Below are 20,566 nucleotides of genomic sequence, written 5' to 3'. Positions count from 1 at the left end.
ATCGGTTCTTTAGTGAAGATTAGGAAATAAGATTAAAAGCCATAGGAAACCCCGATACTCGGAATAAAGGCATTGTTTTTATAAGTTCCCCCAAAAGGTACATTTTGCCCGTTTTCCTGATAGTGATCGTAACTGGCATCGACTTCGTCAAAATGGACGAAGAGAAATGCAGCGTCAATGGCGAATCTTTCGGAAACCTGGAATGTAAGTCCTCCTGTAAAGTTGTTGGAGTCGTTTCGCGGTGTTTCCGGTGCAAAGTAACCGGCTTGTACCGGAGACTCATCAAAATAATATCCACCTCGAATGGTGAACCGTTCACTGGCCATATATTGCAAACCGAAACGGTATACAGAAGAGTTTTTATAGTTTCTCGGGTTGTGCGATTCGGTCCCGTTGCTGAAATATACGTTGAGCGATTCGTATGCATCCCAGTACACGCGGTTGTAATCGAATGCCACGAGCCATTTTTCATTGATGGTATAGGAAGCTCCTACAGCGAGCTCTGCAGGCAGAGGCAGTGTGGCATCGAAAGTAACACCATCGTAGACGCCGGGCGCTGTAGAGGGAACATTACGAAAATCGGCTTTACCGTCTTCGGCTTTCATTTTCATTTCCGATTTGTAGGTAAATCCAAGGGTGAGGTCTTCGATCGGCCGGAATGCCAGACCCAAGGAATATCCCCAGGCCACGACGCCGCTGTCATCGATAGTAACGTTTGCCCGTTCTCCCGAAGCATTTGTAGTGGAGCGGTCTATATTCCTGTTGAAATTCACACTACCGATGGCGAGGATCGGACCACCTCCTATGCTAAGTTTATCCGTAATTTTAAAGGATACTACCGGTTTGATGTATATGGCGGACAATTCGATATTGTTCACCAGGTGAGAACCCTCCCAGTTGTCCGGATACTCTACACCGCTACCATAAGGGGTATAAACCCCTATCCCTGCGCTCATCCAGTCATTTAATTTTACTGCGGCATATACGTTAAACGGAGTAGCCACCGGATTATCCGATTTGGTACTCCACCCGTATTCGGAATTCTGAAAGTGAATGTGCGAAAAGGTGGGGCTGACCCCTGCGCTCAGCGTGACTTTCTTGTCCATAAAGGATAAACCTCCGGGGTTGAAAAAGACGGCCTCCGCACTGTTGATCACGGCGACTCCCGTATGTCCCATACCAAGCTGTTTCTGTCCCTGCAAGGCCACGCGGTAACCTCCCGCATAGGCAAAGGTAGTCATCAGTACCACAATTGCTGAAATGTAGGTTTTTCTTATCATTGTCTACTTTGGTTTTTGTGTTTTTAATGTCAAAATATCAGATATTACTTGTTAAATAATTTTGAAGCGGACTTTCTCACCGAATTGCAATAATGGGAGTGTCTGCTTTACCGGCGGATACCGGCTCTTTTTGGGAAGAGCCACAGGAATTTCTATTTCAATTACATTCCGGGTCTTTGTTACCCGACAGCGGTAAAAGAGGAACACCTGCTTTCCGTTTTACAGGACTTTAAGCAAATTTTGTGATAAAATATGAAATATGCAATTTTTACGACATTAAATTATGCGTGCATAGTAATTTTGACTTAAAATTTAACATTTTAAGAATCCGGAAGTGATCTCAAAAAACATTTTAGGATTTTCGGCCTGGAGCCAATGTCCTGCTTTCGGGATCTCGGATATCGAAGCTTTAGGGAAGTGTTTTCTGATCGCCGGTTCGTCGGCAGGGGTAATGTATTCGGACCTTCCTCCTTTTACAAATAGTGTTTCTCCGTCAAATACGGAATCGTCGGGAAGTGCTTTACCGATTTCTTCAATATGATCGTTAAGTGCGGTAAGGTTAAAGCGGAAAGCCAGCTGATCTTTTTCTTTCCGGTAAATATTCTTCAATAAAAACTGTCTTACGCCTGGTTCCGGGATATAGCGTTCCAGTTGTTCATCGGCTTCTTTACGGCTTTTGGTTACGTTAAAATCTACCGACAGCAAACCGTTGAGGATGGTTTGGTGATGTACCGGGTAGTATTTCGGTGCAATATCGGCCACGATGAGTTTGTCCACCATTTCGGGATACGTTACTGCAAAGAGCATCGCAGTTTTTCCTCCCATGGAATGCCCTATGATACTGATTTTTTCCAGCCTGTGGTTTTGGCAATATCGGTAAAGGTCTTCGGCGAGAAGTTCATAGGAAAAGTTGTCGGAATGAAAACTTCTCCCGTGATTTCTCTGATCGATCAGGTGTACTTCAAATCCGTTTTCCGCATATTGATTTCCGAGGGTATTCCAGTTGTCGGACATCCCGAGGAAACCGTGTAGTATAAGAAGTGGTTTTCCTTCTCCTGTTATTTTCGAGTATAATTTCTGCATGTGTTTGTTCTTTTGTAATTACCGGGTTTTCTATGTGTCAGCAATATCCGGAAATGAAATATTCTGAAAGCAACAAGTATGGGGGATTACATCTGATAAACGATGATCTTGTCTTTTTCTCCCTGGACCACAAATTCCAGCCTGCCGTCTCCGTCCATATCCCCCAGATCAATGGGCGAAGTGCCGTAAACGGGGAAATTGCCAAGTAAAAGGGCATTGCTGTCAAAGATATATACTTTTTTGGCCTGGATATCGGTCAGGGCAACATAGATCTTATTATTGATATAAAAAATATCGGGACCGGTATAGATTCCATAATCCAGCTCATACTCGTTCTGCTTTACCGTAAACTTGTTATCCGATAGTGTAGCCAGTGTCCTGGAGGTCGTAGCTATGCGGTGGTCTTTGGCCAGGCCGAGCGCAATCTTATTGAATCCGCCGCGTTCGTCAACCTGGATCATGTCGCCTTCTTTGTTGGTGGTTGTGAACTTATTTTCGTACAGATAGATGTTGTTTCCCGAGAAATCGATTTTTCCTCTGACATTGACCCTGGTCTTTCCTGTGCGATGCAGCAGGTGAAGTGTCCCGTTGGCCTCCTGAACAGCAATATAATCCCGTGTCCCTGTTCGCAGATGCCGGGGCGGATGTATAATGGGGCTTTGTGTTCCTTTGAAATTGAATCCCTTCACACTTTTTCCGTCGGTATTAAAAGGAATGATAACCTTGTCCTGGGTGATGAACAACCTGTATTTTTTGTTATTGTCATAATCAAATAATGCAAGTCCCTGTGTTATGGGATGCTGTACTTTTACCGGAAAGGGTTTAACGTCTTTACCGTTACGATCTATTACGTAGATGCCGTCCGGAAGGGTAAAGGCAAGTTGCAGTTTGCCGTTGCGGAAAATATCCAGTTGTTCTGTTTTTCCGAGAATTTGTGCATCGAGTTTTCGTTTCCACAATACTTTACCGTCTCCGGAGATCAGGTATAGATTGTGTTCTACATCCTGAACGATGATTTCCTTTTCTTTGGTAAGGTGATTGGTAACCAGTTGTGGTGCGGTAGCAATATCGGCGTCGAGTGCAATGTTGAATTTTTCCGAAATTTCACCGGAGGCACTGATTTTACCAGGTTTTTGAAGAAGGATGTTGGTATGGGTAAAATGCTTGTCAGCTATCCCCTGAACAATGAGATAAGGAAAATCATCCGGGGCCTGAAGCCGCATGTCCTGGTGATATGCGGATAATAATTTTCGGAGAAAGCCCTTTTTGTATGCTGCAGCCTGTCCGACAGCAAGCATGGAAGAGGCATCGGGTAGACTTTTCATCACTGCTGTAAAAGAAGACTTTTTAGATAGTGTAGATTGGTTCTGGTAATTGGTGATAATCTCCGAAAGTGCGTCGGGCGTACTTCCGAGGAGGATATAATCTTCGAGTGCAGTGTAGAACCGGATATTTTTCCCACGGCCAAAGGGAGGCGAGGTTTCGGTAAAAGGACTCAGACTATCGATCTCGTAGATAGGATGTTCCCGGAATGTACTGTGCAATACGGCGGAATTGGAAAATGCCTTTTCCGCGACACTCGCATCGAAAGTATGAAAGGCTATAATATCGTGATCCTTGCCATATATGACCCCGATCTCATCGGTGGCGGTGAGCAGATCTTTTACGGGAGAGTCGCTTAGTGTATCTTTTGAAAGGCTGAAATCGGCCGGTGCCAGGGAGATCATTCCGCGGACATCGGCCGGTGTGATCGCGGTAACCTTTCTCAGAGTTACAGGGGCAGTATCATAGGCTGTGACCGAATCGTTCTCCGGGACAATCCCCGTTAGCAGGAGTTCGGCCGGTGACAGGGAAATATCAAACATGGCCCAGCCGGAAGTTGTTTTGGTCATGCTGTCGGCCAGTGCCAGGTTTCCCGGATCGAAGGGATGGTCTCTCAGAAACAGGGAAGCCTGTTTATCCGTGTCGGCCAGGGCATATACTTTGCGAAAAGCTGCACGGTATGCGGTGCCCCCGCCGAGAATGCTTTGTTCCAGAACCGTTCCGGAGGAGGAAGCTACGAATATGCTGTCTTTAACGGTGCTGAGGAGTTTAGTGTTTTTTGAAGAAACCTGTTTGACAGAGAGTCCGTCACGGGTTGAAGTTTCTGTTTTCCAGTCTTTCAGGGAATCCAGTTTTACATAGTTTTCCGTATCTCCGGAAATATAGGCAAAATCGTAGAGACTGTCGGAGTGTTGTACGATACACAACAAAGCCTCACTTTTCTTGTCCAGTACCTGAAGTGCTTCCAGTTTACCCGAAAGTCCGGAAGGGATTATCGTGGAGGTCTTCAGAAAATCGTTGTTCCTGACCGCATTGAAAAAAGCTCTCGGGTTGGATATCTTGACAATGACCGATGTGTTTTCCGGAATATGTGATATGAGATCCTGATCGGTTTTCTTAGGGGTCGTGCAACTTGCCAGAAAGAGGGAAAGTACTAAAAAAAACGTAATTTTTCTCATTAGGATACATTCCATTTTAGCTCGGGATTCTATATATATAACGTATGGCAGGGGCTTACTATTGCCCGGAGACAACAGCATATCCCGTTTAAAAAGAAAATAGCCCTCGAAAGGCTATTTTTCTTCTTCTTTTGTTGCGGTAGCTTTGGTCTTCTGGTTGTCCAGTGCCTGTCGTATTTGTTTGGCCAGGTTGAAATGCGGAGCCAGGGTTATCGCTTCGTCAATAAGCTGTAATGCTTCATCTATTTTACCTTTGTCTTCGTTATAGGTGAGCAGCCCTTTTTCGTAGGTCAGGGCGGCTTTCAGCGGAACTTCATAAGCCGGTTTGCTTTCGTAGAACGGAACCTTCATGTCGTCTTTGGCATTGGCCAGTCCGTATGCAATGTGTTTTTTGGCCTCTTCGATTTTTCCGATCTGTAAATTGAGGTCGGCAAGTTCATAAGCCAGAAACGCGTCGGGCTTACGGTCAAACAGGATCTCGTACTGTTGCACGGCGAGCTGAGGCTGGTCGAGTGATTTCAGCGATATAGCCTTGATATCTACAGCCATATCAGAAGCAGATACGTCCTTATCGGTACCGAGCAGGTTAATGGCCTGCACATATTGTCCCGAATTGGCATAGAGAAAAGCCAGGGTATCTTTCCTGGCATCGGATGGTTCTATGACATACAGATGGGTCAGGGCATTAATAGCGCCCCTGATATCTCCCTGGGTTCTCATTTGCTTATAGAAGGCTTCGTAGTGTTTTTTAAGGTCGGTTTGGCCATGCATCGTAAAGAATGATGCAAAGAAAGCCAGGATAACAATTTTCTTCATTTTATCAGAATGTGTTTTAAGGTTTTCAAAACTAAAAAAAAATAGTTTTTAAAGCGGAATAATTAACTTTAATTAAGGGGGGAGTACAAAGAAATCACCGTGTACTTCGGGAAAATAAGGTTCTTCTTACGGAAAACCTCCGGAAGGTGTAAAGCCGGTTTTGTCAGACAGCCTGTAAAATGCGATGCCCGCGCTATGGATAGGTCAGATACGTACAGCATTCTTAGGCGATGGGGAAACGGAATGTATACCCCAGATCACGGACCAGTTTTCCGGAGGTAATGATCTTTCCGCCTGAAGGTGACTCGTCGAACTCTGGCAGGGGAAGTCCGCATGCCTTTGCTTTACGGGGGTAATAATCTTTCCGGGCAGGGTGATCGGGATAGGCGGCATTATAGGTTTCTCCCCATTTTTCCTGCTTCAGGATCGTTGTTATGATACCGATACAATCGTCCCGGTGGATCAGATTTACGGGGGCATCGGGATTTTTTAGCTCTTTTTTTCCGGCAAGGTGATGTACGGGGTGCCGGTCTTCACCGATAAGTCCGGCAAACCGAAGTATGGTAGTCCGGAATTTCCGGGAATTGTACAGTAGTTGTTCTGAAGCCAGTAACTGTTTTCCGCTTTCTGTTTCCGGATGAGGTACCGTATTTTCAGTGACTTCGGACTGCTTGTCTCCGAAGACGGATGTACTGCTTACGAACAGTATTTTTTCAATACCGTTTTTTTCGGCTGCATCTGCAATGTGCCTGGTTTTTTCTACGAAATTTCCGGCATTCGAACGACGTAGCCTCGGGGGAATATTTACGATGAGGACGTCCGTACCTTTCAGTAGTTTGTTTATGGAACCTTGGATTCCATTTTCCAAAATTTCGATACGAAAGGGACGGATACCCGCTTTTTCCAATATGTTTTCTTTTTCGGGTGAAGTAGTGGTGCCATAAACCTTATATCCTTCGGCGATACATGCTTCGGCAAGCGGAAGGCCAAGCCATCCGCAGCCCAGAAGAGCGATTTGCATACAGATCAACTTTAATTAGGGCTAAAAGTAACGGTTTTTTTAACCACTACCGCATCGTTGAGTACAAAAGGCATGGGGATATGATCTTTGGGTCTGGGTGGTACAGTAAAGAGCGGATTGTCCAGCAGATCGTTAGAGGCTTCGTACAAGATGAATTCGGGAATCTCATCCGTGGGAAAACGAATGGTGATCTCGGTATAATCGTTTTCACTGATGAAATGGGAAAGCAGTCGGTTTCCGCGTTTCGGTTCCCGGAGATAATTCTCAGGCAGGGAGGTGCCGTTGATCGTACAGGAAATAACGTGTTGTAATGTCGTAAAGATATCCAGTCGCGTCACATCGCGCTGCGGCATGATACAGAGCTCTAATACCCTGTCGGTACCGGTTGTGGTATCTTGTAATACCTGTACCAAGGGAGCGGGGATATCCTTGACGGGAGCTTTGGCGGTATAGGAGAAGCTGGTGTTATACTTGCTTGCAATGTTTTTTTCCCGGCTTGTATCCGGAGCTGTTTTGTTTTCACCAAGGTAAGCTGAAGTCCATATATCAGCGACTTTGTCATAGGTTGCCCATTCGGCCTGGCCGGTATCGGCATCCAGCACATACAGCAGGCTATCGGGTTTCGGACGGTCTTCGGCAAAACCGGATTGCAGATGAGCGGAAAACAGCAGCACAAGGGTTACGACCCCGGTAAACAGTGCCAGCTTGTCCTGTTGCCTGTAAAACCCGAAAACGGGGAGTAATAGGCCGAACATCAATACGACAAAAAGTGTGGAGGCTACCATCATTTTTAATCCGAGTCCGACGGGAAACATCTGTATGAATGGTGTAAATATCCAGATGGCAGGTATGGTCAGTACAGCCATCAGGACAAGACCTGGCTTTTCCATGAGCAACAGCAGGGCCAGGGAAAGGAGCCCGGCGTATACCGGAATAATAAAAAAGGCTGCTCCCTTGAGGTATATACCGAGAGCTATGCATAATACGATCCATAAAAGGAGCGGAAACACAAAAAGGTTTACAGGCCGTACATGGCGGAACATATGATAGGTGATAAAACAAATGGTGAGACTGAACAGGGCAAATGCAGCGATGTAATAGTAGCCGTTATAGGTGAACCCCTGGAGTATGTCACCGTACTGCGGATATATCTTTAACAGCAGCGGCCAGCTGTAATAGCCGGCAAGTCCGCATACGATCAGACTGATCAGGAACGGAACGATCCCGAGGAGTATTTCCCGGATCCGGAACTTTTTTTTCCATATTCCCAGGGTCAGGAGCACGATAAACAATACGACAGCCAGGAGATTCATGGCGGATATCAGCGAGAAAGGGTAGGAGATAAGTGTGGAAAACGGGGCATTGAAGAATACATAATCCTCATGGCTTTTGAGGTTGGAGATATCAGTATTGCTGAAGTAATGGAGCAGGGGCATAAGGTAACTGCCCTGGTGCTCCAGGGTATTGCGGTCGAGTCTTTTTTCGGTGTCGAGTGCGGTATGGTAATCGAAATGGTCGTCGATAAAAGCGAAGTTGAATCCGTCGATATCCGCATCTTCCCGGAATACCGTCAGGTCCGTGTCGTTCGGAAGCATTTTGTACACACTATACATAAATGAATTGCTGACGGGATATTGGGGGTGGGCTTTGGTGAATTCGCGGATCATACGGGAGTTTCCCCCGTTGGTTTCTACAAGCATAAAACTCGGTCCACCGCTTCCGCGGGCTTCAAAATTGAGGACAAGCCGGACATTTTTTGCCCAGGGGTGTTCTTTAACGAAGAGCCTGGCCCCGTTAAGCCCGAGTTCTTCCCCGTCCGAGAACAGAATGATAATATCGTTTTCGGGAGTTTTGTTTTCGGAGAGAAAAGCTCTTATGCCTTCCAGTATAGTGGCTACCCCACTTCCGGCATCGCTTGCACCGTAAGAGGAGTGCGGACTACTGTCGTAATGAGAGAGCAGCATCAGGGCGTTGCCGTTACCACTGCCTTCGATACGGGCCAATATATTACGTGCTTTGCTTACATTCCCCCAGTTTCCGGAAGTATAACCTTCCTGTATTTCCGGTGTTAAACCCATTTTGCGCAATCCGGTAATCAGGTATTTCCGGACTTCTTCATGCGCAGGTGCACCGACATAATGGGGCTGCTGCGATATGGCACGTACCTGTATCAGGGCTCTTTCCGTTGAAAATGTATTTTCGGGAGCATTTTCCTTGGTAAAGGTATGCGGCATAATGGCATAGAAAGACCAGTAAACGGTTCCTGCAATGAGCAGCAGGGATAGTGTTGCGGCGAAACGTTTCATATTTCAAAGGTTTAACGGAACAAAATTCCACTACAAAATACAAATATCTTCAGATATGCGGGAAAAATATAATTCATGTGATGGTTTCTGTGAATTCCTTGTCCAAAACGTTAATTTAATACTGGAATTGTTTGTTTTTAAGTTTTCATTTTGGGTATATGTTAATTTTAACTCATAAAAATTATGATTTTAATTTTTAAATCATTAAATTGTAAAGGAACTTAAAAAATGATAAGCCATGGGAATAAAAAGTTTTCAGGGGGCGAGAGTGGAGATTACGAGGACGTATCACCGCCCCATAGCCGTTGCAGATTATATGAGCAGGAAATTGGTGACTTTTACACCAGAGCAGACCTTATTGGAGGTTATGGAGACTTTTATGCGTTATAGAATTACGGGGGCACCTGTGGTTGACGAAAACGGAAAGCTCATCGGGATAATTTCGGATAGCGATTGTATGAAGCAAATATCAGAAGGTCGTTATTTTAATATGCCTATAGGAGATATGACCGTCGCCAGGTATATGTCTACGGAGGTTATGACGATTCAGGGAGACACGACTATTTTTGATGCGGCGACCCGATTTCACCGGACGAGGCACAGAAGATTTCCCGTGGTGGAAAACGGGTTTCTCATCGGTCAGATAAGCCGTAAGGATGTCATGCTGGCTACGCTGAAACTCAGCGGACACAACTGGAGAGGGTAATTGCACCTATCCTGTACTGTACATCATTTAGTGTTTTACGACAAGCATGTAATAATCATTGTCGAGTGGGAGATAGCCCAGGTCATAGATGAAGTAATAGGTGCTGCCACTTCTCGTGGTATATATATTCGTGAAGTACTCAAAGTCGAATCCCTTTTGCATAAGTTTCATTTTTGAGATTTTTGTTTTCCCTCCTGGATCCAGTTCAGAAAGTATGCGATAATTTTTCCGGAGTTTGTTGTTGATATTTCGAATAAGGTTTTTACTGTCTTTATTAAGGCGGTTATTATAGGTATTTCTACAGTGATCGCAGCAGAATTTCTTGTCGGTGCGCCCCGAGATCTGTACTCCGCATTCCAGGCAATTTCTTTCCATTATTGCATGCGTTTATAAGGAAATGTCATTTCTTTACCCGATTCTTTAAAAAGGACGTGAATGTTCATTTCACTTTCATTGATCCGCTCGAAGGTAAGCCCGTCAAAGTAGACTTTGTCTTCCGTGAGGTTTACCAACCTGAATGTTTCGGATTCTTCTTTCTCTTCCCACCCATGGAGTGTATTGCCAAAATGTTTGATGCGAAGGAGCAGGCTTTCGTCTTCCTGGGTAATAGTGCAGAATTCGTAAAACTTTATCTTGCCGTCTACTATAAGTTTGAAAGATCCCATCATGGAACCTGCAGAGGGAATGCTCCATAATTCCTCTATGGTACCTTCCGGCAATTTTCCTTTCCAGGAACCTGAAATCCAGGAAATATCGGTTATGGATGCTATGGGAGTGCTGTCGTTTTCCTGAAGTGATAAGGTGTGTTGTGCATGGGTAGCGACAAACGAAAACAAGCATAATAGTATGAATATTTTCATAAGGTGAAATTTTGGGTGTATATAACTACGTATGAGTAGGTTAAATATAATAAAAATATTGGTTTCCGGGTATCCGGAAAAAATGAGGTGGCTGTCACGACCGTTAAAAAGCGATGTAGAGCGGTCCGAGAAGCATTATGAAAGATATAATAGAATCATTGACCATTGGGAATAGAAGAGTATGTGTAAAAGTTACACAAGATTTTCAAGGCTGTATAATTTTTACGTAGTGTGGGGCTTAAGCCTTGTCCGCAGCTTATTTAATAACCAGCTTTCTGGTGGAAATGCTGTTGGTTTCAGTTACTTTTATAATGTAGACTCCGGCGTTCAGAGATGATACGTTCAGGGTTTTTCCGTTGATTTTAGTCCGGAGAACCTCTTTGCCAAGTACATCGTATATCGATACATTTTTAGGTAGGTTTTTCCTGGTATGTATGGCCACCGTACCGTTGGTTACGGGGTTAGGGAACAAACGCAATTCTTCCACATCCTGCTTCGGAATGGTATCCTGTTTAGGCCTGGATACGAGAGCCCTGTAGTTGGTACGATATGTTTTTTTTGTTTGCTTTTCCTGGGAATGTCCCAAAGATAAAAAACCGAAAGCGAGAATAAGGAGGTAAATTTTTTTCATTGGCCACATTATTAGGGATATACAAATTTATTAAAAAAAAAGTTCTTTGCTGCTAATATTTTGTTAACTCGGGACGATATTTTATTAGTCTGTATATGTTGTTATCGTATATACCCCTTTTGAAGTTTATGTACAATTTTCATTCCAATTATAGTATTAAAAGGCAAAAACCGCTATTACGGGGAGTAATAACGGTTTGACAGAAATAAAAATTGTTAAGTCTCTTTAAAAACAGGCTGTAGAAAATGCTGACAATTTTACAGGCCTGTATAATTCGAAGGGGTAATATTTTTCAGTTCGCTTTTTATGGCATCGGAAACCTCCAGAGTGTCAATGAATTTTGCAATGGACTGCCGGTTTATTTTTTCATTGGTCCTGGTGAGTCCCTTCAGTGCTTCATAAGGGTTCGGATAGGCTTCACGGCGGAGTATGGTCTGAATGGCTTCTGCAACCACGGCCCAGTTGTTTTCCAGGTCTTCGGCAAATTTATCTTTGTTGAGCAGCAGCTTATGGAGTCCTTTTAAAGTCGATAAAAAACCTATTATCGTATGTCCGAACGGAACTCCTATATTCCGCAGTACCGTACTGTCCGTAAGGTCGCGTTGCAGGCGGGATAAGGGGAGTTTGGCGGACAGGTGCTCGAATATGGCATTGGCAATGCCGAGGTTTCCTTCGGAGTTTTCGAAGTCTATCGGGTTTACTTTATGAGGCATGGCCGAAGAACCTACTTCTCCTTCTTTGATCTTTTGTTTGAAATAATCCATGGAAATGTAAGTCCAGATATCCCTGTCCAGGTCAATCAGGATGGTGTTGATGCGTTTGAGTGCATCGAACAGCGCTGCCATGTGATCGTAGTGCTCTATTTGTGTTGTGGGGAAGGAGTGGCTCAACCCGAGCATTTCTTCTACAAAATGAGTCCCGAAGGCTTTCCAGTCCGTTTCGGGATACGCTACGTGATGTGCGTTGTAATTACCTGTTGCGCCACCGAACTTGGCGGCATAAGGGATGGTTTTCAATACGGCGAGCTGTTCTTCGACCCGCGTAATGAATACCTGTATTTCCTTCCCGAGGCGGGTAGGTGATGCAGGCTGGCCGTGTGTTCTTGCCAGCATGGGGATATCGGTCCATTCCGAGGCGAGTTCGGCAAGTTTTTCTATGAGTTGTGTGAGATAAGGAATATACACTTCGGACACCGCTTCCTTGAGGGACAACGGAATGGAAGTATTGTTGATGTCCTGGGAAGTGAGTCCGAAATGTATAAACTCCTTATAATCCGATAGCCCGAGGGTGTCGAATTTCTGTTTTATAAAATATTCCACCGCTTTCACATCGTGATTGGTGGTTTTTTCTATCTCTTTTATAGCCAGTGCATCTTCTGAAGAGAATGCTTCATAAATAGTTCTGAGATCTCCGAAAGTACTCTTGTCGAATGTACTTAGTTGTGGTAATGGTACGTTACACAATGCGATAAAATATTCGATCTCTACTCTTACCCTGTACCTGATGAGTGCTTCTTCCGAGAAAAAAGGAGCCAGTTCGTGGGTTTTGCTTCTGTATCTCCCGTCTATGGGTGATATGGCATTCAATTCAGTTAGTTGCATTATTCTAATCTATAAAAGGGATAAATTGGTTTTTTTAGTAATTCCCTGATACTACAGGAATATGATGATCCCGAGCGATACGTCATCGAGGTTAAGACCTACACCGTAATTGTCGGAGTCTTTTCCCTGGTTATCATATCCGAAACGGCCTACCGTAGCATCGAAAGCAATACTTTCGTTGAGTCTGTAGGTAAGACCCGGACGCACATTGATACCCCATGCAAAAGTATCATCCACGCTGTCTTTGGCCCATCCGAGCCTTACATCTCCCTGTGCAAAAGGCATCAGCTTGGAAGCCGGGAACCAGTATTTTCTCGCGTAGGGAATAACACCGTAAAATTCTTTTTTGGACGTAACTCCCGCACTTTCGATCTTGGTTTGCTCATATCCTGCACGAAGACCTACGGCAATATCGTTTTCGAGAAAAATACCAACAGAGGGGAGTAATGAAAAATCAGTGGTCTCTGTTCCGGAAGTTTTGTCCTTGGAAAAACCAAAAGATCCTCCTACCAGCCATTTCCCTTTAAGGGGTTCCTGATCTTCCTGAGCAAATAATCCTGCGGTACTGAACAGTACAGCGGCAGCAAATAAAACTAACTTTTTCATTTTTATCATAATTAAATGTTATGGGGCAAAAATAAGATTTATCACCCTTCCGGGTAATATCTTTTCCGTTAAAAAGTATTAAAATACGGGTGTTGTGACGGATTTTGCCGATAAAAAGCAGCGTTTTTTTTAGTGTTCTTCTTGTCCCCGGAGGTATTTTTTTTCCGCATAAAATGTTCCGAATGGTAAAAGGGCTGCTACGAACAGGATTGTAAAGCGTTTCAATCCCCATGCCCTGTCATAGCATACTGCTACCGCAAGGATTACATAGAGGATAAACAACAGTCCGTGTGCATAGCCTACGGCCATATTAGTCTGAGTATGGTCCAGGAGGTACTTTAACGGCATTCCTACAAAAAACAGGAGCAGGTACGAGATCCCTTCGAGAATAGCTGTGATACGAAAACTTTTTAGCATGTCAGTCTATATTAGAAAGCTTCCGTGTTATGGTAGTCCACGGAAGCTTTACAGTAGTATTATACGGTTTGCTGTTACAGGTGTATAACTTCGTCGTAGGCATCGGCTACGGCTTCCATTACGGCCTCACTCATGGTCGGGTGAGGATGGACAGCTTTGAGAACCTCATGTCCGGTAGTTTCGAGTTTACGGGCCACGACAGCTTCTGCGATCATATCCGTAACACCGGCACCTATCATGTGGCAACCCAGCCATTCTCCGTATTTGGCGTCGAATATAACCTTGACGAAACCGTCAGGAGTTCCGCTGGCTTTTGCCTTACCGGATGCAGAGAACGGGAATTTACCTACTTTGATCTCGTATCCTTTTTCTCTGGCCTGCTTTTCAGTTAGTCCTACCGAGGCTACTTCCGGCATACAATACGTACATCCGGGAATATTACCATAGTCCAGGGCTTCTACATGCATACCTGCTATCTTTTCTACACACAGTATTCCCTCGGCAGAAGCGACATGTGCAAGGGCCTGGCCCGGAGTAACATCACCAATGGCATAATATCCGGGGATATTGGTCTGGTAGTAATCGTTAACAAGGATTTTGTCCCTGTCGGTAGCTATACCTACGTCTTCCAGTCCTATGTTTTCGATATTGGTTTTTATACCTACGGCAGAGAGGACGATATCCGCTTCGAGAACCTCTTCGCCTTTTTTGGTTTTTATCGTTGCTTTTACGCCTTTACCGGAAGTATCTACTTTGGTGACTTCGGCAGAGGTCATAACTTTTACTCCCGCTTTTTTAAAGCTTCTTTCCAGCTGTTTGGAAACGTCTTCATCTTCTACGGGAACAATATTGGGCAGATATTCCACTACGGTTACTTCGGTACCCATGGCATTGTAGAAGTAAGCGAATTCGATACCTATGGCCCCGGAACCGACAACGATAAGCTTTTTGGGTTGTTCCGGAAGGTTCATGGCTTCGCGGTAACCGATTACTTTCTTACCGTCCTGTGGCAGGCTCGGTAATTCCCTGGAGCGTGCACCGGTAGCAATAATGATGTGATCGGCCTGATATTCGGTCTTTTTATCATCACTTCCTGTAACTTCTACTTTTTTACCGGATTTGATTTTACCGAAACCATTGATGACATCAATTTTATTTTTTTTCATCAGGAACTGTACCCCTTTGCTCATGCCTTCGGCAACACCTCTGCTTCGTTTAACCACGGCTCCGAAATCCTTGTCATATTCTTTTACACTAAGTCCGTAGTCTTCGGCGTGTTTCAGGTATTCGAATACCTGTGCGCTTTTGAGTAAGGCCTTGGTAGGTATACATCCCCAGTTCAGACATACGCCTCCAAGGTTTTCTTTTTCTACAATAGCAGTTTTAAAGCCCAATTGTGAGGCTCTGATGGCAGTAACATATCCTCCGGGGCCACTGCCCACAACTATGATATCGTATTTACTCATTTTAATCGTTTTTTATGACCAAAAAATTCGGTTACGAAGGTACGCAATTAGTTTTAAAATTCCGGGATCGGTGTTCCATATTATGGTCTGTATAACATTTTGACCGTAAACAATGACAAATGTTATGTATGTTCCGAAAACGCAGATTTTCTGCCGGCATGTTATGCGGTTTTCAGGACCGGCTCGGAACGATCTTTACGATTCCCTTGCCCTCGATAGCCGCATAGATATAACCGTCGGGCCCCTGCCTGACGTCTCGTACCCGCCCTGTTCCCGGAAGTAGTTTTTCGCGATACGTGACCTTATTATCCTCGATAACCAGCCTTTCGAGGTACTGGAAAGCCAGGGAACCGGCAAGCAGATTTCCTTTCCAGTCGGGGTAAATATCGGAAGTGATAAAGGCCATACCACTCGGGGCAATGGAAGGAACCCAGTAATAAAGGGGCTGTTCCATGCCCTCCCTGGCGGTTTCGTCTGAGATGACCGTGCCGTCATAATCGATACCATAGGTGATCTCAGGCCAGCCGTAATTGGCACCCTTCTTTATGATATTGATCTCATCCCCGCCCCGCGGACCGTGTTCGTGTACCCATACCCGCCCGGTTTGGGGATGGATGACCATGCCCTGGGGATTGCGGTGTCCGTAACTGTATATCGCAGATTTTGCTTCCGGGATGTTCCGAAAAGGGTTGTCTTCCGGAATTCTGCCGTCATCGTAGATGCGGTATATTTTTCCACCGTCGCGCGTGATATCCTGCGGATTGATATCGTGATCACCACGTTCGCCGATAGAGAAATAGAGGTATCCGTCCCGGTCAAAAACCATTCTCGATCCGAAATGGTGTGATTTTCGGGTATTGGGAGTGCCTTTGTATAGTACTTTCTTGTCCGTGAGGCTGTTCCCCTCGAGAGTGGCCCTCATGATAGCGGTATGTGCCCCGTTTTCCTTGCCTTCTGTAGTGGAATAGGAGAGGTACACCTGCCGGTTGTTTTCAAAATCGGGGTGCAGGATAATATCGAGCAATCCGCCCTGACCGCGGGCATATACTTCGGGAACATTGGTAATAGCTGTTTTTTTACCGTCCCTGAACCGGATCAGTTCGCCGGAACGTTCGGTGATGAGCATCCCGCCGTCGGGAAGAAACGCCATACTCCAGGGTACACTCAGACCGTCCAGAACGGTCTCGACGGTGTAACTGGCAGTTTCGGGTTCGTGAATGGTGGTGTCTTTTTGTTGTCCGCAGGCTATCAGGGAAATCAGGAGTAGTAATGGAAGTACATGTGTGTTTCTCATGGGGTTTTGCTAAAAATGGTGTGGTTAAAAAGATAAAACAATCGTTCTACGGGACTTGATCAGAGCAATTTACAAAGTTTTGTTTCTAAAAAATACGATCTTTATGTATTTAACAAAAAAATCATATATTTGCGCGCTTGTAAACACATCGGTTTACTTCTCGGGGTGTAGCGCAGCCCGGTAGCGCGCGTCGTTCGGGACGACGAGGTCGTAGGTTCGAATCCTGTCACCCCGACTTATTGAAAATCAATAGTTTAAGTTTTAGTTAAAGCGGTATTTCACTGTATTTACCGCTTTTTTTATAGTCTTTTTTCACTTGTTTTCACTTCTTTTATTACTTTTGGTTGCAAATCCATTGCAAAAAAATGATAAGCGCAGAAATCATACTGGACACAAGATACAAAACAAAAAGGGGATATCCGGTAAAAATACGAGTTCACGAGACCGGCAAGCCTCATAGATATGTCCTTCTTAATGTTTACCAAAATCGGAAAAAGTTAAAAGTAGATCCATTCCTTTTAACCCGGGGCCGGAACCTGGAGGATGAGGTGAAGTACTGCAACGATAGAAATTTTGGTATAGATGCCTCAATAGAAGTTATATCGAACGGCATAGGACTTGCAAAGGAGCGGGAAATATTCATGTTACAGCAACGGATCAATGAGCTGAAAAAGGATTCGGGAATTGGTATAATGGAGTTTTTCGATACGTTTATTTCGGAATACAAAGATAAGGGGCTGTCAGTTCATAACTACGAAAGTACCAAAAATCAAATACAAAAGTTCTTAGGGCCCGGTGAGGACATGCCTATTAACAGCATAGATTACGAATGGCTTCATAGATTTATTCTTAGCAAAAAAAAGCAGGCAAATAAAGATAATAAAACCAATTCGGCCGGCATAAACAGGTACCTGTCTGACCTTAGAACAGTATATTTTGAAGCACAAAGAAGAGCCTCATTAGGAATTAACTCCGGAAATCCATTTGAGGGGCTTATCGAAAAATCAGGAAGGCGAAATATAAAACTGCCTTCCCTGGGTCAGGTTCGAAAACTGTTTAGTTTTGAACGGCCAAAGTTTACCAGGAGGGAGCATGTTCCGGTAATGCAAAAAAAAATAGACCTTTTTTTGTTTCAAATTGCAATCGGGGGGCACTACCTTTCGGAACTGGCCATACTAAAATGGGAAGACATCAAAGACGGCCGGGTGCAATTTCACCGGTACAAGAACCGAACGAAAAGGGGCGGGGGTGAGTACGTCGATAACAAGTTGTCGGGTTTCGCTTTGTGGGTGATTGATAAGCATGGAACTCCAAGCGATGAAAGGGTATTTTCTTTCATCCCGCACCCTGACGAACGACCGACTTCATACGCAACGTTCCGGCGGGGATACCTCAGAACCTTGGAAAGTGTTTCTAAGTCCTTAGAGATACCGAAATTAAAGATCGTAACACCTCGTTATTTGTTCCGGTCCATTGCTGGGGAACTTCTTATAAGCGACATCATTGTTATGCAGCTTCAGGGGCATTCGCCCACGGGTGTAACGCATCGGTACCAACAAAAAATTCCCTACCCGGTATTGGATAGGGAACATGAAAAAATATTGAACAAGGTGTTTACTTGTGAGGTTGAGTATAAGGACAATCAGAAGGCTTCTTTAACCGATACAATTCCCGTGTAGTCACCGCTTAAATGCATCAGTTCTACAGAAAACATATCTGTATCCGGGTATCTATAAACTACCAATCCTTTGGCATCTGTTTTGTTGGGCGTGCCGTATTTCTCCTCCATCTCCTTTATTAGGAGTTCTAAATTCTCCTTTGTCGGGTAATACGTCACAATAGTTTCGTACAATCCCAAATCGTTATCTAAAGAAAAACACATCTCAACAACGCCAGGCTTCGTAAGATCATCATAACACATTTTATATCCTAACGAAAACTCATTGTCCTCGGTGTCATAATCGTCTCCGAATTCTTCAACAATTTTATCCTTCGTGGTTCCCGGCCAGAAAAAAGGCTCCTGATACCCGGGGAGGTTGGTTATTAGGTCGGTTGACCCGGAATCATCATCGGACGAACATGATAAGGCGATTAAAGCGAATAATAGTAATAGTTTTTTCATTTTAGTGTAGTATTTAATATCAATAGAATGATCTGTTTAGTTTAGGGTACCTATTGTAAAAATCGTCTGGCGTCTTTGTGCCGTTATTAATTGTAAAATAATAGTTCCATAAAAACATATGTTCAACAGACGTGCTGTTATTTTCTCCTTTGTTTATCCCCAATTTATTTGAATAAATATAATCATCAACAAATATTGACGATCCGTCATTGTCATATAAATATAGAGCATACTTTCGTTCTTTAACTTTCGCTCCAAAGGAATTATTAGCCCGGAAGTCTAAAGACACTAATTTATTAAATCGTTCGTTGTTTTCTTTATCCACTATTTTTTCCCAATCCTTTTCTATAAAACCGTCTTTATTGGTTTTAAAGTCATAAACATCCATAACAACCCAGTCGATTTCATCAAAACTATCCGGATCATTGAGAGTTTCGGCTAAATAATCCCTTAGAAGTTGTTTTGCTTCGTGGTGTTCCTCAAACATGTTACAGGAGGATAAAGTTATTAAAAAGAGCAAATAATAAAAGGTCCTCATAACTCAAAGGTAATTTGTTGATTAATAATTAATTTACGGGAAGCCTCATAATCTTAAAGACCTCTTTAAATCAACGACGTTAAACAAAGCAATTACGTCGTTCAGGTTTAATTTGAAATCGTCGTAGTATGGGTTTAGGGAGTGGCACGTGACAACTCCTTTCTCAACATCATGATCTGTAATTCTTTTTATTATTATACCCTCATCTTTATGTACTATAACGAAATTCCATTGATTGATGTGTAGTTTGTATTGCCAGTGATGTCGTTGTATTTCGCGGCATAAAACCTTGTCGCCCTCTAAAATAGCCTCGGAAGAATTGTCGTCCATGCTGTCGCCTTTAACCTCAAAACACACATAGTGTCCTTTATATTCCCGATCAACTTCCCAAAACTGTTTAGGCAATTCATCCATATACGCCTGGTCTCCATAACCGGATAAAAATCCGGCTTGTGCATGAATTGGGACGTGCGGGACCTCCATTAAGTTATATGATACTTTTCCAACTTCATTATTTTTTGTTATGTATAAGTTATGTGTTTTTACATAATTTGTTAAAGCTTCAATGGTGCTTTTGTGTGGTTTTTTAGTTTGGCCATTGAGTATTTTATTAACTCCAACCTCTGTTAAAGGTGTTTTTTGGGCTATTTCGTATGCTGTAATGCCTTGTTTTTTAATGAATTGTATTACTTCTTGCATATCCATGAATAAAAAGTTATGTATTTGTTTGGTATTTACCTAAAAAGTTATGTATATTTGTCCTGTAATCAAAACAAATGTACAACAATATGGCAACTTTCATCAAACCAGACTTAAAATTCTTTCTCGCTGATGCTCCTACCACTGGTATTATAATCCAAATGGACTACGAAAAGGCACGTACCCGGGATGAGGTTTTCGGGTTGGTTCATAAATGGCTTGATCTATCAGGCTTTGTTGTCAACGAGGGGAACAGAATGTTGTACAAGAGGGCAGCAATGTGGAAAGAACGGACAAAGTGAGCCACCTAAAACGGATAAAAGTGAGCAGTGTAAATGAAGTGTTTAAAATCGATTCATTCTTGGTGTAAAGTTAGCTTTTATTTCTTAGTTTTTTCCGCATAGATTCTCCCTTAATATTAATCCGGTGTGCGGTATGTACCAGGCGATCTAAAATAGCGTCCGCAATAGTCTGTTCCCCGATGGTTTGATGCCAGGCCTCTATAGGAAGCTGGGAAGCCATAATGGTGGAGCGTTTTCCGTGCCTGTCTTCGATAATTTCCATCAACGTTTGCCTATTGATATGATCTAAGCCTTTTAATCCAAAATCGTCAAGGATC

At 43.7% G+C, this 20,566-nt stretch carries 20 protein-coding genes and 1 tRNA gene; 3 read left to right on the top strand and 18 right to left on the bottom strand.

Annotation, left to right across the window (positions count from 1 at the left end):
• Positions 1–32: 32 nt before the first annotated feature.
• The 6 genes from BT112_RS00110 to BT112_RS00085 all read right to left on the bottom strand — a co-directional run bounded on the left by BT112_RS00110 (position 33) and on the right by BT112_RS00085 (position 9,007).
• Positions 33–1,280: an OmpP1/FadL family transporter gene (locus BT112_RS00110; RefSeq protein WP_139275906.1), complete on the bottom strand. Its 1,248-nt coding sequence runs from the start codon at positions 1,278–1,280 to the stop codon at positions 33–35.
• 312 nt (positions 1,281–1,592) lie between these two features.
• Positions 1,593–2,363 (bottom strand): alpha/beta fold hydrolase, encoded by a 771-nt coding sequence (locus BT112_RS00105; protein ID WP_072315270.1) that lies wholly within the window; start codon positions 2,361–2,363, stop codon positions 1,593–1,595.
• A gap of 86 nt (positions 2,364–2,449) precedes the next feature.
• Positions 2,450–4,864, bottom strand: coding sequence for a hypothetical protein (locus tag BT112_RS00100; RefSeq protein WP_072315269.1), 2,415 nt, complete (start codon positions 4,862–4,864; stop codon positions 2,450–2,452).
• Positions 4,865–4,978: 114 nt separating this feature from the next.
• The gene (locus BT112_RS00095) at positions 4,979–5,680 is read right to left on the bottom strand and encodes a hypothetical protein (RefSeq protein WP_072315268.1); all 702 of its coding nucleotides are present in this window, start codon (positions 5,678–5,680) and stop codon (positions 4,979–4,981) included.
• 223 nt (positions 5,681–5,903) lie between these two features.
• Positions 5,904–6,701 carry an SDR family oxidoreductase gene (locus BT112_RS00090; protein WP_072315523.1) on the bottom strand — a complete coding sequence of 266 codons (798 nt, stop codon included), beginning with the start codon at positions 6,699–6,701 and terminating at the stop codon, positions 5,904–5,906.
• 11 nt (positions 6,702–6,712) lie between these two features.
• Positions 6,713–9,007: a M28 family peptidase gene (locus tag BT112_RS00085; RefSeq protein ID WP_072315267.1), complete on the bottom strand. Its 2,295-nt coding sequence runs from the start codon at positions 9,005–9,007 to the stop codon at positions 6,713–6,715.
• A gap of 238 nt (positions 9,008–9,245) precedes the next feature.
• Here BT112_RS00085 and BT112_RS00080 point away from each other — a divergent pair, with 238 nt between their 5' ends.
• Positions 9,246–9,713 (top strand): CBS domain-containing protein, encoded by a 468-nt coding sequence (locus BT112_RS00080; protein ID WP_072315266.1) that lies wholly within the window; start codon positions 9,246–9,248, stop codon positions 9,711–9,713.
• A 27-nt stretch (positions 9,714–9,740) separates the two neighbouring features.
• On the opposite strand, the gene BT112_RS00075 is transcribed toward BT112_RS00080, so the two are convergent.
• The 8 genes from BT112_RS00075 to BT112_RS00040 form a co-directional block, all read right to left on the bottom strand.
• Complete coding sequence (locus BT112_RS00075) at positions 9,741–10,088, bottom strand: hypothetical protein (RefSeq protein ID WP_072315265.1); 348 nt, start codon at positions 10,086–10,088, stop codon at positions 9,741–9,743.
• On the bottom strand, positions 10,088–10,573 hold the full coding sequence (locus tag BT112_RS00070) for a DUF6265 family protein (RefSeq protein ID WP_072315264.1): 486 nt from the start codon (positions 10,571–10,573) through the stop codon (positions 10,088–10,090). Before BT112_RS00070 ends, BT112_RS00075 begins: the two co-directional genes overlap by 1 nt.
• Positions 10,574–10,829: 256 nt before the next feature.
• Complete coding sequence (locus BT112_RS00065; protein ID WP_072315263.1) at positions 10,830–11,204, bottom strand: T9SS type A sorting domain-containing protein; 375 nt, start codon at positions 11,202–11,204, stop codon at positions 10,830–10,832.
• 257 nt (positions 11,205–11,461) lie between these two features.
• The gene (gene purB, locus BT112_RS00060) at positions 11,462–12,805 is read right to left on the bottom strand and encodes an adenylosuccinate lyase (protein WP_072315262.1); all 1,344 of its coding nucleotides are present in this window, start codon (positions 12,803–12,805) and stop codon (positions 11,462–11,464) included.
• Between the two features lie 51 nt (positions 12,806–12,856).
• Positions 12,857–13,411 carry an outer membrane beta-barrel protein gene (locus BT112_RS00055; RefSeq protein ID WP_175545714.1) on the bottom strand — a complete coding sequence of 185 codons (555 nt, stop codon included), beginning with the start codon at positions 13,409–13,411 and terminating at the stop codon, positions 12,857–12,859.
• A gap of 129 nt (positions 13,412–13,540) precedes the next feature.
• On the bottom strand, positions 13,541–13,828 hold the full coding sequence (locus tag BT112_RS00050; RefSeq protein ID WP_072315260.1) for a DUF3817 domain-containing protein: 288 nt from the start codon (positions 13,826–13,828) through the stop codon (positions 13,541–13,543).
• A gap of 74 nt (positions 13,829–13,902) precedes the next feature.
• On the bottom strand, positions 13,903–15,294 hold the full coding sequence (lpdA, locus tag BT112_RS00045; RefSeq protein WP_072315259.1) for a dihydrolipoyl dehydrogenase: 1,392 nt from the start codon (positions 15,292–15,294) through the stop codon (positions 13,903–13,905).
• Between the two features lie 172 nt (positions 15,295–15,466).
• A complete protein-coding gene (locus BT112_RS00040) occupies positions 15,467–16,588 on the bottom strand; it encodes a PQQ-dependent sugar dehydrogenase (RefSeq protein ID WP_072315258.1) in 1,122 nt (373 codons plus the stop codon).
• A 161-nt stretch (positions 16,589–16,749) separates the two neighbouring features.
• Between BT112_RS00040 and BT112_RS00035 the strand changes: the two genes are divergently transcribed.
• Positions 16,750–16,823: transfer RNA gene (locus BT112_RS00035), tRNA-Pro, on the top strand.
• A gap of 130 nt (positions 16,824–16,953) precedes the next feature.
• Positions 16,954–18,267 (top strand): phage integrase SAM-like domain-containing protein, encoded by a 1,314-nt coding sequence (locus BT112_RS00030; RefSeq protein ID WP_072315257.1) that lies wholly within the window; start codon positions 16,954–16,956, stop codon positions 18,265–18,267.
• Here BT112_RS00030 and BT112_RS00025 read toward each other — a convergent pair.
• The 4 genes from BT112_RS00025 to BT112_RS00005 all read right to left on the bottom strand — a co-directional run.
• On the bottom strand, positions 18,231–18,710 hold the full coding sequence (locus BT112_RS00025; protein ID WP_072315256.1) for a hypothetical protein: 480 nt from the start codon (positions 18,708–18,710) through the stop codon (positions 18,231–18,233). The two genes, BT112_RS00030 and BT112_RS00025, sit on opposite strands and share 37 nt — an antisense overlap.
• A 19-nt stretch (positions 18,711–18,729) precedes the next feature.
• Positions 18,730–19,197: a hypothetical protein gene (locus tag BT112_RS00020; protein ID WP_072315255.1), complete on the bottom strand. Its 468-nt coding sequence runs from the start codon at positions 19,195–19,197 to the stop codon at positions 18,730–18,732.
• A gap of 96 nt (positions 19,198–19,293) precedes the next feature.
• Positions 19,294–19,953 (bottom strand): LexA family transcriptional regulator, encoded by a 660-nt coding sequence (locus tag BT112_RS00015; RefSeq protein WP_072315254.1) that lies wholly within the window; start codon positions 19,951–19,953, stop codon positions 19,294–19,296.
• Positions 19,954–20,319: 366 nt separating this feature from the next.
• Positions 20,320–20,566: ATP-binding protein (locus BT112_RS00005; protein WP_175545713.1), on the bottom strand; the 247-nt coding region annotated here is incomplete at its 5' end.

The organism is Sinomicrobium oceani (assembly GCF_900119185.1).
Taxonomy (GTDB): domain Bacteria; phylum Bacteroidota; class Bacteroidia; order Flavobacteriales; family Flavobacteriaceae; genus Sinomicrobium; species Sinomicrobium oceani.
The sequence above is the reverse complement of the archived record's forward strand: the minus strand, read 5'-3'. Positions and strand labels throughout refer to the sequence as shown.